This is a genomic window from Saccharococcus thermophilus (genome assembly GCF_011761475.1).
Taxonomy (GTDB): domain Bacteria; phylum Bacillota; class Bacilli; order Bacillales; family Anoxybacillaceae; genus Saccharococcus; species Saccharococcus thermophilus.
This window is the reverse complement of the sequence record NZ_JAASRS010000001.1, coordinates 2,414,032-2,429,977: the sequence shown is the minus strand read 5'-3', so window position 1 is coordinate 2,429,977 and position 15,946 is coordinate 2,414,032. Positions and strand designations below refer to the sequence as shown.

Genomic DNA, 15,946 nt, shown 5'->3' with positions numbered 1-15,946 from the left:
TCCATGGCAAAAGTACATGTCGTCTTTCGCAAAGAAGATATTGATGAAACAGCTTTAACAGACGGAAAAATAGCGGTCGTGTTCGACATTTTGCTCGCTACTTCCACGATTACCGCAGCCCTGTCGTTTGGCGCTGCTTCTGTCATTCCGGTGCGAAATGCAGAGGAAGCGCGGGAAAAAGCCCGTCTCCTTCCAAACGGGAGCTATGAGCTTGTCGGCGAATACGAAGGCCGGACGATTGACGGTTTTCGTTCTCCGGCTCCGCTTTTTTTGCAAAAGTTCTGTCCGGGAAAAACGATTATTTTATCAACGACAAATGGCACGGTGGCGATCCGCAAGGCGATGCATGCCAATCATCTTTACGTCGGGAGCCTAATGAACGGACCAGCGCTCAGCGAGCATATTTGCCGACGGCATGCGTCGGAAACGATTGTCGCGATCTGTTCCGGTTCATCGGGGCGATTTTGTTTAGAAGATTTTTACGGGGCAGGCTATTTTCTTTCCTGCCTACTGCAAAACGGTGTTTCTGCCCGCGACTTGTCCGACAGCGCCATGGCGGCGTGGCTCTTTTATGAAAAATACAAGACGGAAAACGTGGGGAAAACGGTGCTTGCCTCTTCGCGGGTCGGGCAGTGGATGACGGCGCACGGCCTGGAACGGGATATCGATTATATTAATCAGCACGGCGCACTTTCCGTTGTTCCCGTATTTGAAAAAACAGAATTGGGGGGAGAAATTCATGATGCAATGAGGCGGTCATTTTCTATATGAAGAGGCTCGTTGCCCATTCAAGCAAAGAAAAACAGTGGGTGTTTTGTTTATCGCACCCACTGTTTTTCCTTTATGTATCGCTCTAAACGGTTGAGTCCTTCTTTCAGCACATCAAAGGAATACGCGTACGAAAGGCGCACATATCCTTCGCCATATTCGGAAAAAGCGCTGCCGGGAACGAGCGCAACGCCGGCTTTATGGACCACATCAAGGGCAAAATCAAAAGATGAGAGACCGAACGAAGCGATCGATGGAAATAAGTAAAAGGCGCCATCAGGCTTTTCCACTTGAAGCCCCATGCCGACAAGGCGATCGTACGCATATTCCATCCGCTGTTTATATTGGTTGCGCATCGCCTCCGCGTCATTTTTTCCTGCCGTTAAAGCGGCCAGCGCCGCCTTTTGCGACACTGAAGAGGTGCAGGAAACGCTATATTGGTGCACTTTAATCATATGTTTCGTTACAAAAGAAGGAGCGAATACGAACCCGATGCGCCAGCCTGTCATCGAGTGTGATTTGCTCAACCCATTGATCACAATCGTTTGGTCGCGCAGCCATTTAGCGATGGAATGGTGTCTGCCATGGTATACAAGCTCGCTATAAATTTCATCGGAAACAATCCAAATCGGCCGCCCTTTTACTAATTCGGCGATTTCCCGCAGCGCTTGTTCCGATAAAGTGACCCCTGTCGGGTTTGAAGGGTACGGGAGCACAATGCAGCGGGTCCGCTCATTTAAATAAGGAGCGATTAATTCTGCCGATAGGCGAAATCCATTGGAACGTGTATCGACATATATTGGTTTTGCCCCGCATAGTTGAATGAGCGGTCCGTATCCGGGATAGACGGGACCAGGTAAAATTACTTCCGTACCTTCTTCTAAAATGGTGCGGAAGGTAATGTCAATCGCTTGGCTTGCCCCGACGGTCGCAATCACCTCATCCGGTTCATACGATAATCCGTACTTTTCAGCAACAAAACGGCATGCAGCTTGCCGCAGTTCGAGAAAACCAGCATTATGGGTGTAGGCGGTAAAATTGGCGGCAATCGCTTCTTTTCCTGCTTCTTTGACATGTTCCGGCGTCGGAAAATCAGGTTGTCCAATCGTTAATGAAATTAAATCAGGATGGTCTGCCACCATGTTAAAAAATTTTCGTATTCCTGATATTTCTATATTTTTTACGCGAGAATGAATCAAATGTTCCACTCATCGTCATCCTTCCGTTGTGATCGTTTGTTCTCATTTTACCATGTTTGTGGATGAAGGTGAAAAATAAAAGTGAGTCCCCTTCGTTTCTTATTAGAACATTGACGAGAAAGGGACTCACCTTATTTGACGATATGACTCTGGCGTTTCACACTCCAACATGTTTCTCTCCTTTAATTACGCACCGTATTTTTTTAGAAGCTCATTATATTGGGTGGAAAGTTCGAAAAAGAGGGCCTTGTTTCGTGCGATAAGAGCTTCATCAATTTTTTCCATTAACTTTTGTTTTTGAAACTGAAAGATTGCCTGCTCTAGCACTTTCTCGGCCAGCGGACCATAGCTGTTTTTCTCCTCCGTTTGGTTAAATAAAATGGCGCCTTCGTGAGGATACTGTTTTTCATACATATGTGATTCCTCCCTATTTGGGAACTGATAAGTCCCCTTTTTTATATTATCATCATTTTTTACAAAAAAAGTAAAGAAAATTTTGATAAATATTTTTTGTCAATTTTTTTCTTTACGCCATATACATATCCCTTTTTTAGTTGGGATATAACCGTTTTTCGGTTATCATAAGTAAAGGAAGCAAACTATGGACAATAAGGTGGTTTCTATGATCCGAACGTGCGTTGTTACAAAAGATTTTGAGGTTATATATGATGTTGCGCTTCCATTTGTAAACAGTGCCGATGTTTCCTGGTATTGGGTGGATTTTCATGAACCAACAGAAGACGAGGCAAAGTTGCTTGCCGATTTCTTTCACTTCCACCCGCTGGCGATTGAGGACTGTTTGGAGTATGTGCAGCGGCCAAAACTCGATTTTTATGATCGGTATTTGTTTGTTGTGTTGCATGCCATTGAAGGAAACTCTCTTGAAGCAGAGGAAGTGGATTTGTTTGTCGGGCAAAATTTTATCGTTTCGTTTCATAAGCAATCGATTCACGCCGTAAACGAAGTATGGACGCGAATTCAACACGAGGATGACTTCCAGCAGGGCCCTTTTCATATCATGTACCGCATTATCGATAAGCTTGTCGATGACTATTTTCCGCCGATTTACCATATTGAAGATGTATTGAATGAATTAGAGGAAAATACGAATGATGAGACGATTGAAGAAATTATTGAAAAAGTGTTTGATATTCGCAGCGACTTATCGAAGCTGCGCAGAACGATTGTGCCGATGCGCGATTTATTGTATCGAATTATTCATTCTGACCGCCTGCAGAGGATGAAAGAGCGGCAATTGTATTTTCATGACATTTACGACCATTTATTGAAACTATCAGAAATGATTGAAACGAACCGCGAGATTACGTCAGATATTCGCGATAGCTATTTGTCGTTAAACTCAAACAGAATGAATACGATCATGATGACATTAACCGTCATTACGACGATTTTTATGCCTTTGACGTTTATTTCCGGCATTTACGGAATGAATTTTGATTATATGCCGGAACTACATTGGAAATACGGTTATTTTGCCGTTCTCGGGGTGATGGCCTTCATTGCGATTTCGATGTCTTTCTGGTTTAAACGGAACGGCTGGTTCCGGTTTCATAAGGGCATGAAAGATAAGCGGTGATGGAAGCGTCTGATGGCAGTGCTTCTTGAGTATATTATGATATAAAAAAGAAAAGTACATAAAGGAGAGGGAAAATGAAACGGATTGCGGTTATCGGACAGTCAGGGGATATTCCTGACGAGGTGCGACATATCGCAGAAGAAGTGGGAGCAGAAATCGCCAAGCGCAACGCTGTTTTATTGACAGGCGGAGGGAGCGGTGTCATGGAGGCGGCATCGAAAGGAGCGAAAGAAGCAGGGGGGCTTGTCGTCGGCATTTTAGCGGGCGATCGCGTCGATGTCGCAAATGATTATATCGACATTCCCATTACAACAGGCCTTTATTTTGACTTTCGCAGCCTCATTCTTGTTCATTCCGCCGATGCACTCATTATGATCCGCGGCGGAAACGGAACGCTGGGCGAATTATCGGCGGCCTATATGAATAAAAAACCAGTGGTGATTATCGAAACGACTGGGGGATGGGCCGCTAGAATAAAAGAGGTTGCTTATGAAGGCGGTTATTTAGACGAGCGTCGTACGGTGGAAATCGCCTTTTGCCGCTCGGCAAAAGAAGCAGTAGAACTGGCATTTCAGCGAATGGAAGAGCCGATCGATGTGATGAAAAATACGGGACGAATCGGTGATTAATCAGCAGGAACGGTTGTATGAAACAGGCCGTCAGTTTCATATATATGTATGGTAGAAGAGCGTCAGAAAGGGGGAAGCTGATGGCCAAAGGCATCTGGGGAGTAGATTCGTCTCAGGTTGTAACTGAACAACTGTTTCAATGCGTAAAAAACGAACTTGGCTACCCAAAATTTTGGGGGCGTTATTTATCGGATGTCCCGAATGTTTCCGATGGCTTGACGAAAGAAGAAATTACACGTATTAGAAACTATGGGATAAAAGTGCTGCCTATTTATAATGCGTTCCGTGAAGCAGTTGGATATGTCAACGGACAAGTGGCGGCGCGCAACGCAATATTTCATGCGAGACGCCTCGGCATTCCAAAAAATAAGGTGTTATTTGCAAATATTGAAGATTTTTTTGCCGTTGATGCATCTTGGATTGCCGCCTGGGTGGAAACGCTGTATCCGACAGGGTATCGCCCAGGATTGTATGCCGATCCGACGAAAGGGAATTTCGCGGCTGCTTATTGTGAGGCGGTACAAAGAAACAATCAAGTGGCCGTGCAAGCGATTATTTGGAGTTCGGCGCCAAGACCGGGGACGACAAAAGAACAAAAAGCGCCAAGATATCAGCCGGCCTCACCGAATTGCAGTGCAAACGTTTGGGCTTGGCAATACGGCCGCGATGCCGGAGAGTGTCCGGTGGATACCAATTTGGCGGATCGCCGCCTCCTTGATTTTTTGTATTGAACCAAAGCCCTCGCCGCATTCTCCTATAATATGCGAAGCATTTAGGAGGGGAGGTTCACTTGCCGGATAGTTGTGGCTGTTTCGCTGCAACTATTTTTTATGCTATTTCTTATTGCCACAGGGAAGCAGGGGAGGAGCGGATGATATCGAAGCGTTGAAAAGTATTTTTTATTTTATGTCTTCAACGCTATAATGATTATAGGTTATATCGACTATTTAAATTAGGAAGGAAGTATGAACCAATGCCGGAAAAATCACCTATTTTGCTGGAAAGTGGGACGAATGAATTAGAAATTATTGAGTTTTTACTTGGTGATCAGCGTTTCGCCATCAATGTGATGAAAGTAAGAGAAATTGTGACTCCCCTTCCAATTACGAAAATTCCTCATTCCCATCCTTATATGGAAGGGATTATTGAGCTTCGCGGGGAAGTGTTGCCGGTTATCGATTTAGCAAAAGCGCTTCATTTTCCTGCTTCCGTCCACCCTGAGAATGACAAGTTTATCGTGGCAGAATTCAATAAACAAAAGATTGTATTTCACGTGCATAATGTAACGCGCATTTATCGCATTTCCTGGACGCAGATCGAAAAGCCGTCGCAAATGTACCAAGGCTTAGAAGGGCAAGTGATCGGCATTGTCAAAGTGGAAGGGCAAATGCTTTTGTTTTTGGATTTTGAAAAAATCATGGTTGATATGAATCCGGATTTAGGCGTAAACATGCAGCAAGTCAAAAAACTTGGAAAGCGGGAGCGTTCACAAAAAAAGATCATCGTCGCTGAAGATTCTCCATTATTGCGAAAGTTGCTTCACGAAACATTATCGGAAGCTGGCTATGAACGCGTCGAATTTTTTGAGAACGGGGCAGAAGCGCTTGATTATTTGCAATCGGTTGTGGCCAACGGAAAAGATATTACAGAAGAAGTGCAACTTGTCATTACTGATATTGAAATGCCGCAAATGGATGGTCATCATTTTACAAAACGGATTCGGGAAGATGATAGGTTAAAGAAACTTCCTGTCATCATTTTCTCTTCTCTTATTACTGACGATCTTCGCCATAAAGGAGCGAAAGTCGGCGCAACAGCCCAAGTAAGCAAGCCGGAAATTGGTGAGCTGATCGAGATGATTGACAGCTATATTTTATAACGCCGCTGTGAGATGAAAAGTGTTAATCCTTACCATTACCAAACTCGCTGTCTGGCAGAAAAATAAGGAGGGGGAGCGGATGAATCAGTATGTAGCGCAATTTGTAAATAACATTCGGGAACAGCTAAAGCGGTGGAAAACAGAGCAATCTGTTTCCCGCGAGGAGCTGCTCCGCTTCCTCCATTCCGCGGCAAGAACAGCAACCATTATCGGAGGGGATGATATTGAGGAAAAGGCGCGTCAGCTTTTCAATGAATTGAAAGAGCAGCTGCAACAAAAGTGGACGGTAGACGAGGTAGCCTCCTATATTTTTCCCGTAATGAAACTTTGTTACGTGAAGGAGGAAGAACCTTTTGCTGTTGCGGGTATTGCCGAGGAAACTAGTTCAGGCGATGCCCCGACGATCTGGCTTGTTGGAGACGACATCCTATTTTTTATGTACATCAAAGAAGGTCTTAAGCAAGTGGGATGGCAAGTTGCTGAAGTGCCACAAATCGAGAAAGCACTTTCCTTTGTCTACGAGGAGCCTCCGGACTGCATGGTGATCGATGTTTGCGAGAAGGAACTGCAAAACCTTCATCTGCTTCAGCTGTTGGAAAATGCACAAAAACAACTGTTTATACCGATCGTGATGATTAGTGACGACCACCGGAAAGAAATGCGGTTAAAAAGTTATCAGCTGGGAGCGAACGATTTTATTGCTAAACCGTTTGCCATCGATGAATTGATCGTGCGAATGTACCGCTTATGGAAGAAGAAAAAAAGGATCGACCAATTGGTGTTGGTAGATGAACTGACACAAGTATATAATCGTAAATATTTAAAAAAAGCGTATGAAAGCTTAAGCAGCGATTTGGAGAGGTTTCATGAACTAAGTTGCATAGCGATGCTCGATTTAGATCATTTTAAACAAATTAATGACCGTTTTGGTCATCTCGTCGGCGATATCGTGCTCCAGGAATTTGCCCGCTTTCTTTGCCGTAAGACGCGGATAGGGGATACCGTCGTCCGCTTTGGCGGCGAGGAGTTTATTGTTTTATTGCCAAAAACAGCGGTCGGCGATGCTTTACGCGTGGTCGAGCGATTGCGGAATGATTTTAGCACGCATTTGATTGAAACAGAAGGCCGGCAAATTTCTTGCACGTTCTCAGGCGGGATTGTTGAAATCAATGATCCTTCTAAGCCGCTGGAATATTGGCTGGAGTTGGTGGATCAAGCTCTATATGCCGCAAAGCAACAAGGAGGAAACTGCATAACGGTCGCTAAGCCTGCGGATGAGCGCTGCTGAAAAAGGATCGAAATGTAGTAGATGAATCTAATATTTAAGCTTCGCTTTGTCAAGACAGAAAAACGGCTCCCGACTTTCGGAAGCCGTTTTTAGTAGCTTTCGCCAAGCCGTTTAAATACTGGTTTTTGCTGTGGTTGTTTTCGTTTCGGAGGAGTTTCGCTGATCCCGGTGTAGGCTTGCAGCAACGCTTTCGCTTGGGATAGAGGCATTCTTGTGACAGGATTGCGGTAGGAATCATCCAGTGCTCCAAGATGCGGAAGTGTCGAAAAGTCTATTTTTGTCGGAGGAATATGAAAATAGTAATCACCGACAGAAACAAGCACGTCGGATTGCTGTTGGCTATATTTTGGATTGCGGGAAAAGTGAAGGCCGATTTTTTTTGCCTTTCCTTCTTGCAGCAGCTTTTCAATCGCTTTTTTCTTCAAAAGGTAGAGAAAAGAAGGATTTAATGCCGTTTTGGCATGACGATTGACGGTAAAAATGGCTTTTGCTATGTTGTCCACCGTCAGTTCTAACGGTTTCATCAACCTATCTCCTTTTTATTTATTTTATTTTTTATTATACAAAATGAACATATGTTTACAACAGGTGAGAAGGGAATGCCGCCATGAGCTCATGAAACAACCTCTATAGCGGTGCTGGACGGTTGTTTCCGCTGCTGATTCATCTTTTATGTGCGATGCTGCAATGTAAAAACGGTCAGTTCCGGCGGCGACAAAAAGCGGAGCGGTACCCTTGTTGTTCCAAGCCCACGGTTTACATATAACGTTAAATGGCGAATACGGTAAAATCCTTCATAATATTTTTCCGACAGCGGCGGGGTGATTAACGGACCGATAAACGGAAGCTGGATTTGCCCGCCGTGGCTATGCCCGGATAGTTGCAAATGAACAGGATAGCGGCTTGTTTGTATGGCACCGTCCGGCTCATGCAACAGCACGATCGTATAAGTAGAGTCGGGAATCGACTCGACCATCTTCGCGAAGTTTGGCCTGCCAAGCATCATATCATCGCTGCCGGCGATGGCGATGAACCGCCCATGCTGTCGCCGAATGAGAACGTGCTCATTGACAAGCATGTGAAAACCGGCTTTCTCCATAATATGGCGATATATATCGGTTCCATATCCACCGTGGTCATGGTTTCCGTAAATGCTAAATTTTCCGAGCGGAGCGCGAATGTGGGAAAGTGCGTCGGTAATCGCACCAATGTGTGGATACTTGTTTGGCTCATGCAGCAAATCTCCGGTAAACACTACGATATCGGGCTGTAATTCGTTTATTTTCGCGATCGTATGGTGAAAGCGTTGCAATCCGTAATAATGCCCTAAATGAACATCGCTAAATTGCAACAGTTTTGTCCCGGTAAACTCTTTTGGGATCAGCGAATGGGAAATAATATGGTGGGTAACGGTTAATTGCGCCGGCTCAATAAAACGGGCGTAACCATAGCTGGATGTCGTTGACAATATTCCGCCGACGCCGGTAAGAATCATTTTTTTTAAAAATGTGCGCCTGTTCATTTTTACGGTTTCCAAATGTTCCATCATCATGCCGTCCTTTCACAATTAGTTTTATTATAGCGGAAAATAAAAGAAAAGAACAATAGGATAAAAATAATGTTAGAAAATTCGCTACTTTTATAGTAAGATGAAGATGAATGAATAATCAGTCATTTTATATTTATAAAGGAGGAGAAACATGAACGGAAAAGTCATTATTATCACCGGCGGTTCGAGCGGGATGGGGAAGTATATGGCAAAGCGATTTGCCGCAGACGGCGCCAATGTCGTTATTACCGGAAGACGGCTCGAAGCGCTTGAAGAAGCGAAAAAAGAGATTGAATCGCCGAACGGAAAAGTGCTGCCGATACAAATGGATGTGCGCGATCCGGAGTTAGTGGCGGAAATGGTCAAACGGACGGATGCGGAGTTTGGCAGAATTGACGCACTCATCAATAACGCGGCGGGCAATTTTATTTGTCCGGCGGAAAAGCTATCGATTAATGGCTGGAATAGCGTCATCAACATTGTATTAAACGGTACATTTTATTGCAGCCGCGAGGTCGGGAACTACTGGATTCAACGAGGCCAAAAGGGCTCGATCATCAACATTGTTGCTACATATGCTTGGCATGCCGGCGCAGGGGTGATTCATTCCGCAAGTGCGAAAGCGGGAGTATTGGCGATGACAAGAACGCTAGCTGTTGAATGGGGGAAAAAATACGGATTCCGCGTTAATGCGATTGCTCCTGGACCGATTGAGCGGACGGGAGGAGCAGAGAAGCTGTGGGAATCAGAGGAAGCGGAAAGGCTGACGATTGAAAGCGTTCCGTTAGGGCGTCTTGGCACACCGGAAGAAGTCGCCGCTCTTGCTGCTTTTCTGCTCTCGGATGATGCGGCTTATATCAATGGGGAATGCATTACGATCGATGGAGGGCAATGGCTCAATCGGCGCCCGTTTTAACATAAAGGTAGGAAAACGAACGCCTTCGAAATGAGAAGAAGCGTAAAGTAGTTCTTGCGTGTCGCTTCTACCCCCACACTTTAAACGAAGCGAAGTGGAGGGCAGTTCACATGGAAAAGCGGTTTCCTAAGGGCAGGGAACCGCTTTTTGTTTTGGCGACATGGACGAATGCTTATTTCATGCAAACATTTTTTAGATAGGATAGTCTTCACGATGCAGTTATCGAAGGTGGACGTATGATATAATGAAGACAAAGAGGGTGTATGCAAAAGAGGTGAGCAAGGTGGACGCGTTGGATGTAATGGCGAATTTGCAGCAAGTTTTTCCATACTATCAGGCAATTTTTAGCGCTGATGAACATTGTGTCATTGGCTATGAAGTATTAGGAAGATATCAGTCTGAAACAGAAGTTGTCAGCTTAGGTTCGTTTTTTCACGATGATACAATACCGGAAGAATTCCGTTTAGAAGTAGATGAAGTGGTAACCAAAAAAGCGCTTGATTATTTTCTCTCCCTCGATGATTACACACCGCTTATTTTTTTGAATCGTGATGCGAATTTATTGATGCTTGACCGTGCCGATTCATTTTTGCAGCTGCTTCTTCAATATGAAACAAGAGGGTTGTCGCTGGAACGCGTTGTGCTCGAAATTAATGAGCAGCATTTTAAAGGAGATTTAGATCAGTTAAGCCATTTATTAACCTATATCCGTACATATGGAGTAAAAGTTGCGGTAGACAATATCGGAGAGCATAGCAGCAATTTAGAAAGAATCGGCGTGCTGTCACCAGATATTTTGAAAATTGATTTGCGTCAATTGCGAAAAACTTCTGTTCATCAAGCGTATCAGGACATTGTGTATTCTATTTCGCTGCTAGCCCGCAAAATCGGCGCTACGCTTTTATACGAAGATATCGAAACCTCTTTTCAATTGCAATACGCGTGGCGAAACGGCGGCCGTTATTACCAAGGGTACTATTTGGCGAAACCTTCTCCGGAATTGGTGCCGCGCGATATGTTAAAGGAACGTCTGCGTCAGGAATGCCATCATTTTATCCAGCAGGAAAAGAAAAAGCTAGAAACGCTTTATCATATTTCCGAGCAGTTTCAGCAGCGGCTGACGGCGCTTTTGGCCAAATATAAGAAAGTCGCTGATTTTAATGAGCTGATTTCACTTTTGGCGAATGAGCTGAATGACGTTTGTTTCCGCATTTATGTTTGCGACGAGGATGGTTTTCAGCAGTCCGCCAATATGTTTAAGCGCAACGGCCGCTGGGAGCTTGAGCCGCAATATTATATGAAAAATTGGAGCTGGCGGCCGTACTTTTTAGAAAATATTATTCGCATGCGCTCCCGCAAACGGGGAATTTTATCCGATTTATACGCCGACATCGAAACCGGGGAAACGATCCGCACGTATTCGTATCCAATTGACGATCGGCACTACTTGTTTATTGATTTATCGTATGATTACTTATTCGAACACGACGCTCATTATTAAAGGTGGGTATAAAATTTTTTCCTCGTGGCAAAGTAAGCATGAGGTGAAGAAACAATGGCACAACTGATGTTTGTATTGTCCATCCTTGTCGTTTTTATTGCCGTTATCGGATTTGTCTACACGTACCGTCTCGGCCGCCAGCAAAAATGGCAGGAAGAACTCGATGGCCCGATCCCAAAGGGCGTGCAGCAGCATATCTTTTTGCGCAATCCTGTTTTCTTAGCGTATTTGCTTCCGATTTTGCTGGCGGTAATTGTCATTTTTTATTTGGCGATACGCTACGGGTATGGCAAATAAGCAATGGAGCAGTCCTATTAAGGAGTGCTCTTTTTTTGTTTATCGTTATATAAATGGCTATGCGTAAGTGAATAAAACCAAATGTGCTCGGGCGGCGGACAATAAAACCTTTTACGAGGAAGGAAGGGTTTTTTTCATGACTTTTTTCCGTTTTCATGGAATATATATGAAATAAAGATTGCAAAGGGGGAATAAAAAATGGCAAAGCCGGTGCAGGAAACATTATCGCATGAAGAGCAACGATTGCTTTTGGAACTTTTGTTTGCACAACGATATGCATTAGAGCTTGTTTGCTGTGAGCTGGCTGATATCGAAAATGGGGATAAGCAGGTAGATGCAAAGCGATATCAACAGCTTTTGCGTTTATATGACCGTCTTCTTCAGGAAACATAGAATTTTACATAGGACTATCGCTTCGTTAGTAAGCGATAGTATTTTTTTTATGGGAGGCAATAAAATATGATAAACTGAAGAGGGGAAACGCTAAAAAGAGAAAGGCGGAAGACAAGCATGACAGTTTTGGAAAACAAAGAATTTGCCAAGATGACGGTGGCGCAGTTTCTTATTCCTTCCGATAAAGTAGCGCACGTCCAGCTTGGGAACTATTTAGACCACGCGTTATTAGTATTAACAAAAACCGGTTACTCCGCTATTCCTGTATTAGACACTTCCTATAAACTCCACGGATTAATTAGCATGACGATGATTATGGATGCGATTTTAGGATTGGAACGCATTGAATTTGAGCGGCTCGAAACGATGAAAGTCGAAGAAGTGATGAATAAGGACATTCCGCGTCTTTTATTGGATGATGATATCGTTAAAGGAATTGGACTGATTGTCAACTATCCGTTTGTTTGTGTAGAAAATAAAGATGGCTATTTTGAAGGGATTTTTACGAGACGAGAAATACTGAAACGATTGAGTAAACAACTGCGGAAGCTTAATGATAAACCATATTAAAAATAAGCTGGACGATAAGCAGAAAGGTAATGGTGTGCAATAAAAATTGCAGCTGTTTTTGATTCATCTTTTGCGCGACTCGTACCGATAATTGTGCGCCGATGAATGATCCAACCGCTAGGAACGGAGCGATATGCCAGTTGACATGACCATTGTATAAGTAGGATGTCAGCGCTCCGAAGCAGCTAATAAAAGTTTGAAATCTTGTAAACGCAATGGCAGATAGGTAATCCATGCCGATGCGCAAATAAGCATACATGAGCATTGTTGCTTGGCCTGGTCCAAACATTCCGTCATAGACGCTAATGCCGTAAAGAATAGGATATAAGGTTTTAGGGAGAGCAGGAGCCGATGCTGCTTGCTCAGGCTGTTTTTTGAAAGCTTGCAAGCATAGTGCGAACATTAACAAAATAATAGCGATGATGGTCATCGTTCGTTCAGACAGCAATGAGGCGATGGCTCCTCCTGTTGCTCCTCCACCGAGACTAATAGGAATGATGAGCAACAACTGTTTCCAACGAATGCTTTGCTGGCGAAATAGGATGAAGAAGCTGGAAAACGAGCTGATTGTATTGGAAAACTTGGCGGCGGAAATGGCCTGATGGATAGGAACACCGATCATAAGCAGAACGGGCATTCCAATAAGGCCGCCGCCAGCTAATGTACCAACGAATGAAGTAGCAAACCCAACGAGGAATAAGCATGGCGAACCGATGACGAGAGATACATGGCTTATCAGCTCGGAAGCAGCATGGCACCTTCCACAAGTACAAGCCTTCCAGAAGGTGCTGCAAAATTTTGTTCCATGAATTTATGCTTATGCTTGTCACGATGATCTCTGTTTTGCTAAAGTAAAAAAGAATACAGATGTAAAGGAGGATGTCGCCCATGAAGATGATGGATGCAAATGAAATTATTTCTTTTATTCAAAACAGCAAAAAATCAACGCCTGTTAAAGTATACATAAAGGGAGACCTAGAAGGAATCGATTTTGGTCCAAGCGCGAAAACATTTATTACAGGGAATACCGGCGTTATTTTTGGCGAATGGCAAGAAATTCAAGCGGTGCTGGAAGCCAATAAAGAAAAAATTGAGGACTATGTCATTGAAAATGATCGCCGCAATTCCGCGATTCCGCTTCTTGATTTGAAAGGAGTAAAAGCGCGCATTGAGCCGGGCGCCATTATTCGCGATCAAGTTGAAATTGGCGATAACGCGGTTATTATGATGGGAGCTGTCATTAACATCGGCGCCGTTGTCGGTGAAGGAACGATGATTGATATGAATGCGGTGCTTGGCGGCCGCGCAACGGTCGGAAAGAACTGCCATGTTGGCGCTGGCGCCGTTTTGGCAGGGGTCATTGAGCCGCCTTCCGCTAAGCCGGTTGTTGTGGAGGACGACGTTCTTATTGGCGCAAACGCCGTTATTTTAGAAGGCGTCACGGTTGGCAAAGGTGCGGTCGTGGCTGCCGGCGCTGTTGTCGTTGAAGATGTGCCGCCGTATACGGTGGTGGCTGGGGTGCCGGCGCGCGTGATTAAGCAAATTGATGAAAAAACAAGAGCAAAAACAGAAATTAAACAAGAACTTCGCCAGTTATAAACATAACCAAACATGAAAGCTGTCCCATCTTTGGGTCAGCTCTTTTTGCAAATGAAGGGGGATTCTATATGTCATCCATTAGTCCGTTTGTCGCGATTCGCCGCGATCTGCATAAAATTCCGGAGCTAGGGTTTCAAGAATTTAAGACGCAGCAATATTTATTGCGTTATATTCATACGTTGCCGCAAGAACGTTTGGAGATCAAAACGTGGAAAACCGGGATTTTTGTAAAAGTAAAGGGGACAGCGCCGCGAAAAATGATCGGCTACCGCACTGATATCGACGGCCTGCCGATTAAAGAGGAAACGGGGTTGCCATACAGCTCGGAGCACGAGGGAAATATGCATGCGTGCGGTCATGATATGCATATGAGCATCGCACTCGGAGTGCTCACCTATTTCGCAAACCACCCGATCCAAGACGACCTATTATTTATTTTCCAGCCGGCAGAGGAAGGACCAGGCGGGGCAAAACCGATGCTCGAAAGCGATATCATGCAAACGTGGAAGCCGGATATGATTATCGCGCTGCATATCGCCCCGGAATATCCGGTCGGCACGATTGCAACGAAAGAAGGTTTGCTGTTTGCCAATACATCGGAACTATTTATTGATTTAAAAGGGAAAGGAGGACACGCCGCGTTTCCACACTTAGCGAACGATATGGTCGTGGCCGCCTGCGCGCTTGTCACGCAGCTTCAGTCTATCGTCGCCCGGAATGTCGATCCTCTTGATAGCGCGGTGATTACGATAGGCAAAATTTCCGGCGGGACAGTGCAAAATGTGATTGCCGAGCGCGCCCGTTTAGAAGGAACGATCCGCACCTTGTCGGTCGATGCGATGAAAAAAGTGAAAGAGCGAATTGAAGCGATGGTTAATGGAATAAAAATCGCATATCAATGCGAGACGGAAATTGACTATGGTGCGATGTACCATCAAGTGTATAACGATCCGCAGCTGACGGCGGAATTTATCCAGTTTGCCGAAAGTTATCCAGAGATGCAGTTGATCCGCTGCAAAGAAGCCATGACAGGCGAAGATTTTGGCTATATGCTTGCGGAAATCCCGGGGTTTATGTTTTGGCTTGGTGTTGATTCGCCTTATGGACTGCATCATGCGAAACTGGCGCCAAATGAAGCGGCGATCGATCGGGCCATTGCCTTTTTGACATCGTATATTTCGTGGAAAGGAAACAACGGTTAATGGTATAGTTCCACCTTCATTAAGGCACATTATGTATGTGAGGAGGTGGAGTGCTATGGCAAAAATTGGGGTAGAGCATTCGCTAACGGCTGTCCAAGAAGCGTTAAAAGCGAGAGGACATGAAATCGTTCCGCTTCGCGGGGAAAATGATGTGAAGGGCTGCGACTGTTGCGTCATTACAGGCCAAGATGCCAATGTAATGGGAATTCAAAATGCGATGACTGCTGGTCCTGTCATCGAAGCAAGCGGCCTGACAGCAGAAGAAATTTGTCAAAAAGTAGAAGAAAAATTGCGTTAATCGTTGACGGGCTGTCCGTACCAACAGCCCGTTTTTTAGAGCAAATAATTTTTATTTTTATCGTAACTAATAATATACTGAAAATAAAATAAGGTTGTTTAAACGGAACAATATTAGGGTATACCAAATTTGGATATACAAGGTAATGAAGAATAACTTTCTTTTTAAATTAATTATCATTTAATATTGACTAAAAATAATAATATCATTATAATATTACTTGGTGGCAGGTTAGGTTGCTCCACTGAAAACACTATTGAA

General features: G+C 44.4%; 19 protein-coding genes. 14 read left to right on the top strand and 5 right to left on the bottom strand.

Annotation, left to right across the window (positions count from 1 at the left end; translation table 11 throughout):
* The first annotated feature begins 3 nt into the window (after positions 1–3).
* Entirely contained in the window at positions 4–771 is a 768-nt protein-coding gene (locus tag BDD39_RS12645) for a 2-phosphosulfolactate phosphatase (RefSeq protein ID WP_166911144.1), read from the top strand.
* A 47-nt stretch (positions 772–818) separates the two neighbouring features.
* Here the strand turns inward: BDD39_RS12645 and BDD39_RS12640 are convergent, their stop codons facing one another.
* On the bottom strand, positions 819–1,976 hold the full coding sequence (locus BDD39_RS12640) for an aminotransferase A (RefSeq protein WP_166911142.1): 1,158 nt from the start codon (positions 1,974–1,976) through the stop codon (positions 819–821).
* Positions 1,977–2,153: 177 nt separating this feature from the next.
* A complete protein-coding gene (locus BDD39_RS12635; RefSeq protein ID WP_166911140.1) occupies positions 2,154–2,381 on the bottom strand; it encodes an IDEAL domain-containing protein in 228 nt (75 codons plus the stop codon).
* Between the two features lie 208 nt (positions 2,382–2,589).
* On the opposite strand from BDD39_RS12635, the gene corA reads away from it, so the two are divergent.
* The 5 genes from corA to BDD39_RS12610 all read left to right on the top strand — a co-directional run bounded on the left by corA (position 2,590) and on the right by BDD39_RS12610 (position 7,360).
* Positions 2,590–3,564: a magnesium/cobalt transporter CorA gene (corA, locus tag BDD39_RS12630; protein ID WP_166911138.1), complete on the top strand. Its 975-nt coding sequence runs from the start codon at positions 2,590–2,592 to the stop codon at positions 3,562–3,564.
* Positions 3,565–3,638: 74 nt separating this feature from the next.
* Positions 3,639–4,193 (top strand): TIGR00725 family protein, encoded by a 555-nt coding sequence (locus tag BDD39_RS12625; protein ID WP_166911136.1) that lies wholly within the window; start codon positions 3,639–3,641, stop codon positions 4,191–4,193.
* A gap of 80 nt (positions 4,194–4,273) precedes the next feature.
* Entirely contained in the window at positions 4,274–4,924 is a 651-nt protein-coding gene (locus BDD39_RS12620) for a glycoside hydrolase domain-containing protein (protein ID WP_166911134.1), read from the top strand.
* Between the two features lie 242 nt (positions 4,925–5,166).
* A complete protein-coding gene (locus tag BDD39_RS12615) occupies positions 5,167–6,072 on the top strand; it encodes a chemotaxis protein (protein ID WP_166911132.1) in 906 nt (301 codons plus the stop codon).
* 79 nt (positions 6,073–6,151) lie between these two features.
* Positions 6,152–7,360: a GGDEF domain-containing response regulator gene (locus BDD39_RS12610; protein WP_166911130.1), complete on the top strand. Its 1,209-nt coding sequence runs from the start codon at positions 6,152–6,154 to the stop codon at positions 7,358–7,360.
* Between the two features lie 89 nt (positions 7,361–7,449).
* Here the strand turns inward: BDD39_RS12610 and BDD39_RS12605 are convergent, their stop codons facing one another.
* A complete protein-coding gene (locus BDD39_RS12605; protein WP_166911128.1) occupies positions 7,450–7,884 on the bottom strand; it encodes a YkyB family protein in 435 nt (144 codons plus the stop codon).
* A 146-nt stretch (positions 7,885–8,030) separates the two neighbouring features.
* Positions 8,031–8,906, bottom strand: coding sequence for a metallophosphoesterase (locus tag BDD39_RS12600; RefSeq protein ID WP_166911126.1), 876 nt, complete (start codon positions 8,904–8,906; stop codon positions 8,031–8,033).
* A gap of 154 nt (positions 8,907–9,060) precedes the next feature.
* Here BDD39_RS12600 and fadH point away from each other — a divergent pair, with 154 nt between their 5' ends.
* The 5 genes from fadH (at position 9,061) to cbpB (ending at position 12,586) form a co-directional block, all read left to right on the top strand.
* Positions 9,061–9,825, top strand: a complete 765-nt coding sequence (gene fadH / locus BDD39_RS12595; RefSeq protein WP_166911124.1) for a 2,4-dienoyl-CoA reductase — start codon at positions 9,061–9,063, stop codon at positions 9,823–9,825.
* Positions 9,826–10,108: 283 nt separating this feature from the next.
* The gene (locus BDD39_RS12590) at positions 10,109–11,326 is read left to right on the top strand and encodes an EAL-associated domain-containing protein (protein ID WP_166911123.1); all 1,218 of its coding nucleotides are present in this window, start codon (positions 10,109–10,111) and stop codon (positions 11,324–11,326) included.
* A gap of 54 nt (positions 11,327–11,380) precedes the next feature.
* Complete coding sequence (locus BDD39_RS12585) at positions 11,381–11,623, top strand: hypothetical protein (protein WP_166911122.1); 243 nt, start codon at positions 11,381–11,383, stop codon at positions 11,621–11,623.
* Between the two features lie 198 nt (positions 11,624–11,821).
* Positions 11,822–12,016 (top strand): antirepressor AbbA, encoded by a 195-nt coding sequence (abbA, locus tag BDD39_RS12580; RefSeq protein WP_166911121.1) that lies wholly within the window; start codon positions 11,822–11,824, stop codon positions 12,014–12,016.
* Positions 12,017–12,133: 117 nt separating this feature from the next.
* Positions 12,134–12,586, top strand: coding sequence for a cyclic-di-AMP-binding protein CbpB (cbpB, locus tag BDD39_RS12575; RefSeq protein ID WP_166911120.1), 453 nt, complete (start codon positions 12,134–12,136; stop codon positions 12,584–12,586).
* Here the strand turns inward: cbpB and BDD39_RS12570 are convergent.
* Positions 12,567–13,301, bottom strand: a complete 735-nt coding sequence (locus BDD39_RS12570) for a TSUP family transporter (protein WP_166912405.1) — start codon at positions 13,299–13,301, stop codon at positions 12,567–12,569. The two genes, cbpB and BDD39_RS12570, sit on opposite strands and share 20 nt — an antisense overlap.
* A gap of 173 nt (positions 13,302–13,474) precedes the next feature.
* Between BDD39_RS12570 and dapD the strand changes: the two genes are divergently transcribed.
* From dapD to BDD39_RS12550, 3 genes are all read left to right on the top strand, one after another.
* The gene (gene dapD, locus BDD39_RS12560) at positions 13,475–14,185 is read left to right on the top strand and encodes a 2,3,4,5-tetrahydropyridine-2,6-dicarboxylate N-acetyltransferase (protein ID WP_166911118.1); all 711 of its coding nucleotides are present in this window, start codon (positions 13,475–13,477) and stop codon (positions 14,183–14,185) included.
* A gap of 68 nt (positions 14,186–14,253) precedes the next feature.
* The gene (locus BDD39_RS12555) at positions 14,254–15,387 is read left to right on the top strand and encodes an N-acetyldiaminopimelate deacetylase (RefSeq protein WP_166911116.1); all 1,134 of its coding nucleotides are present in this window, start codon (positions 14,254–14,256) and stop codon (positions 15,385–15,387) included.
* Between the two features lie 55 nt (positions 15,388–15,442).
* The gene (locus BDD39_RS12550) at positions 15,443–15,685 is read left to right on the top strand and encodes a YkuS family protein (RefSeq protein ID WP_166911113.1); all 243 of its coding nucleotides are present in this window, start codon (positions 15,443–15,445) and stop codon (positions 15,683–15,685) included.
* The last annotated feature ends 261 nt before the right edge of the window (positions 15,686–15,946 follow it).

Bases quoted from the DNA above. Each gene is read 5' to 3' on its own strand.
- BDD39_RS12645 (WP_166911144.1), top strand. From the start codon at position 4: ATGGCAAAAGTACATGTCGTCTTTCGCAAAGAAGATATTGATGAAACA.
- BDD39_RS12635 (WP_166911140.1), bottom strand. From the start codon at position 2,381: ATGTATGAAAAACAGTATCCTCACGAAGGCGCCATTTTATTTAACCAA.
- corA (WP_166911138.1), top strand. From the start codon at position 2,590: ATGATCCGAACGTGCGTTGTTACAAAAGATTTTGAGGTTATATATGAT.
- BDD39_RS12625 (WP_166911136.1), top strand. From the start codon at position 3,639: ATGAAACGGATTGCGGTTATCGGACAGTCAGGGGATATTCCTGACGAG.
- BDD39_RS12620 (WP_166911134.1), top strand. From the start codon at position 4,274: ATGGCCAAAGGCATCTGGGGAGTAGATTCGTCTCAGGTTGTAACTGAA.
- BDD39_RS12615 (WP_166911132.1), top strand. From the start codon at position 5,167: ATGCCGGAAAAATCACCTATTTTGCTGGAAAGTGGGACGAATGAATTA.
- BDD39_RS12610 (WP_166911130.1), top strand. From the start codon at position 6,152: ATGAATCAGTATGTAGCGCAATTTGTAAATAACATTCGGGAACAGCTA.
- BDD39_RS12605 (WP_166911128.1), bottom strand. From the start codon at position 7,884: ATGAAACCGTTAGAACTGACGGTGGACAACATAGCAAAAGCCATTTTT.
- BDD39_RS12600 (WP_166911126.1), bottom strand. From the start codon at position 8,906: ATGGAACATTTGGAAACCGTAAAAATGAACAGGCGCACATTTTTAAAA.
- fadH (WP_166911124.1), top strand. From the start codon at position 9,061: ATGAACGGAAAAGTCATTATTATCACCGGCGGTTCGAGCGGGATGGGG.
- BDD39_RS12585 (WP_166911122.1), top strand. From the start codon at position 11,381: ATGGCACAACTGATGTTTGTATTGTCCATCCTTGTCGTTTTTATTGCC.
- abbA (WP_166911121.1), top strand. From the start codon at position 11,822: ATGGCAAAGCCGGTGCAGGAAACATTATCGCATGAAGAGCAACGATTG.
- cbpB (WP_166911120.1), top strand. From the start codon at position 12,134: ATGACAGTTTTGGAAAACAAAGAATTTGCCAAGATGACGGTGGCGCAG.
- dapD (WP_166911118.1), top strand. From the start codon at position 13,475: ATGAAGATGATGGATGCAAATGAAATTATTTCTTTTATTCAAAACAGC.
- BDD39_RS12555 (WP_166911116.1), top strand. From the start codon at position 14,254: ATGTCATCCATTAGTCCGTTTGTCGCGATTCGCCGCGATCTGCATAAA.
- BDD39_RS12550 (WP_166911113.1), top strand. From the start codon at position 15,443: ATGGCAAAAATTGGGGTAGAGCATTCGCTAACGGCTGTCCAAGAAGCG.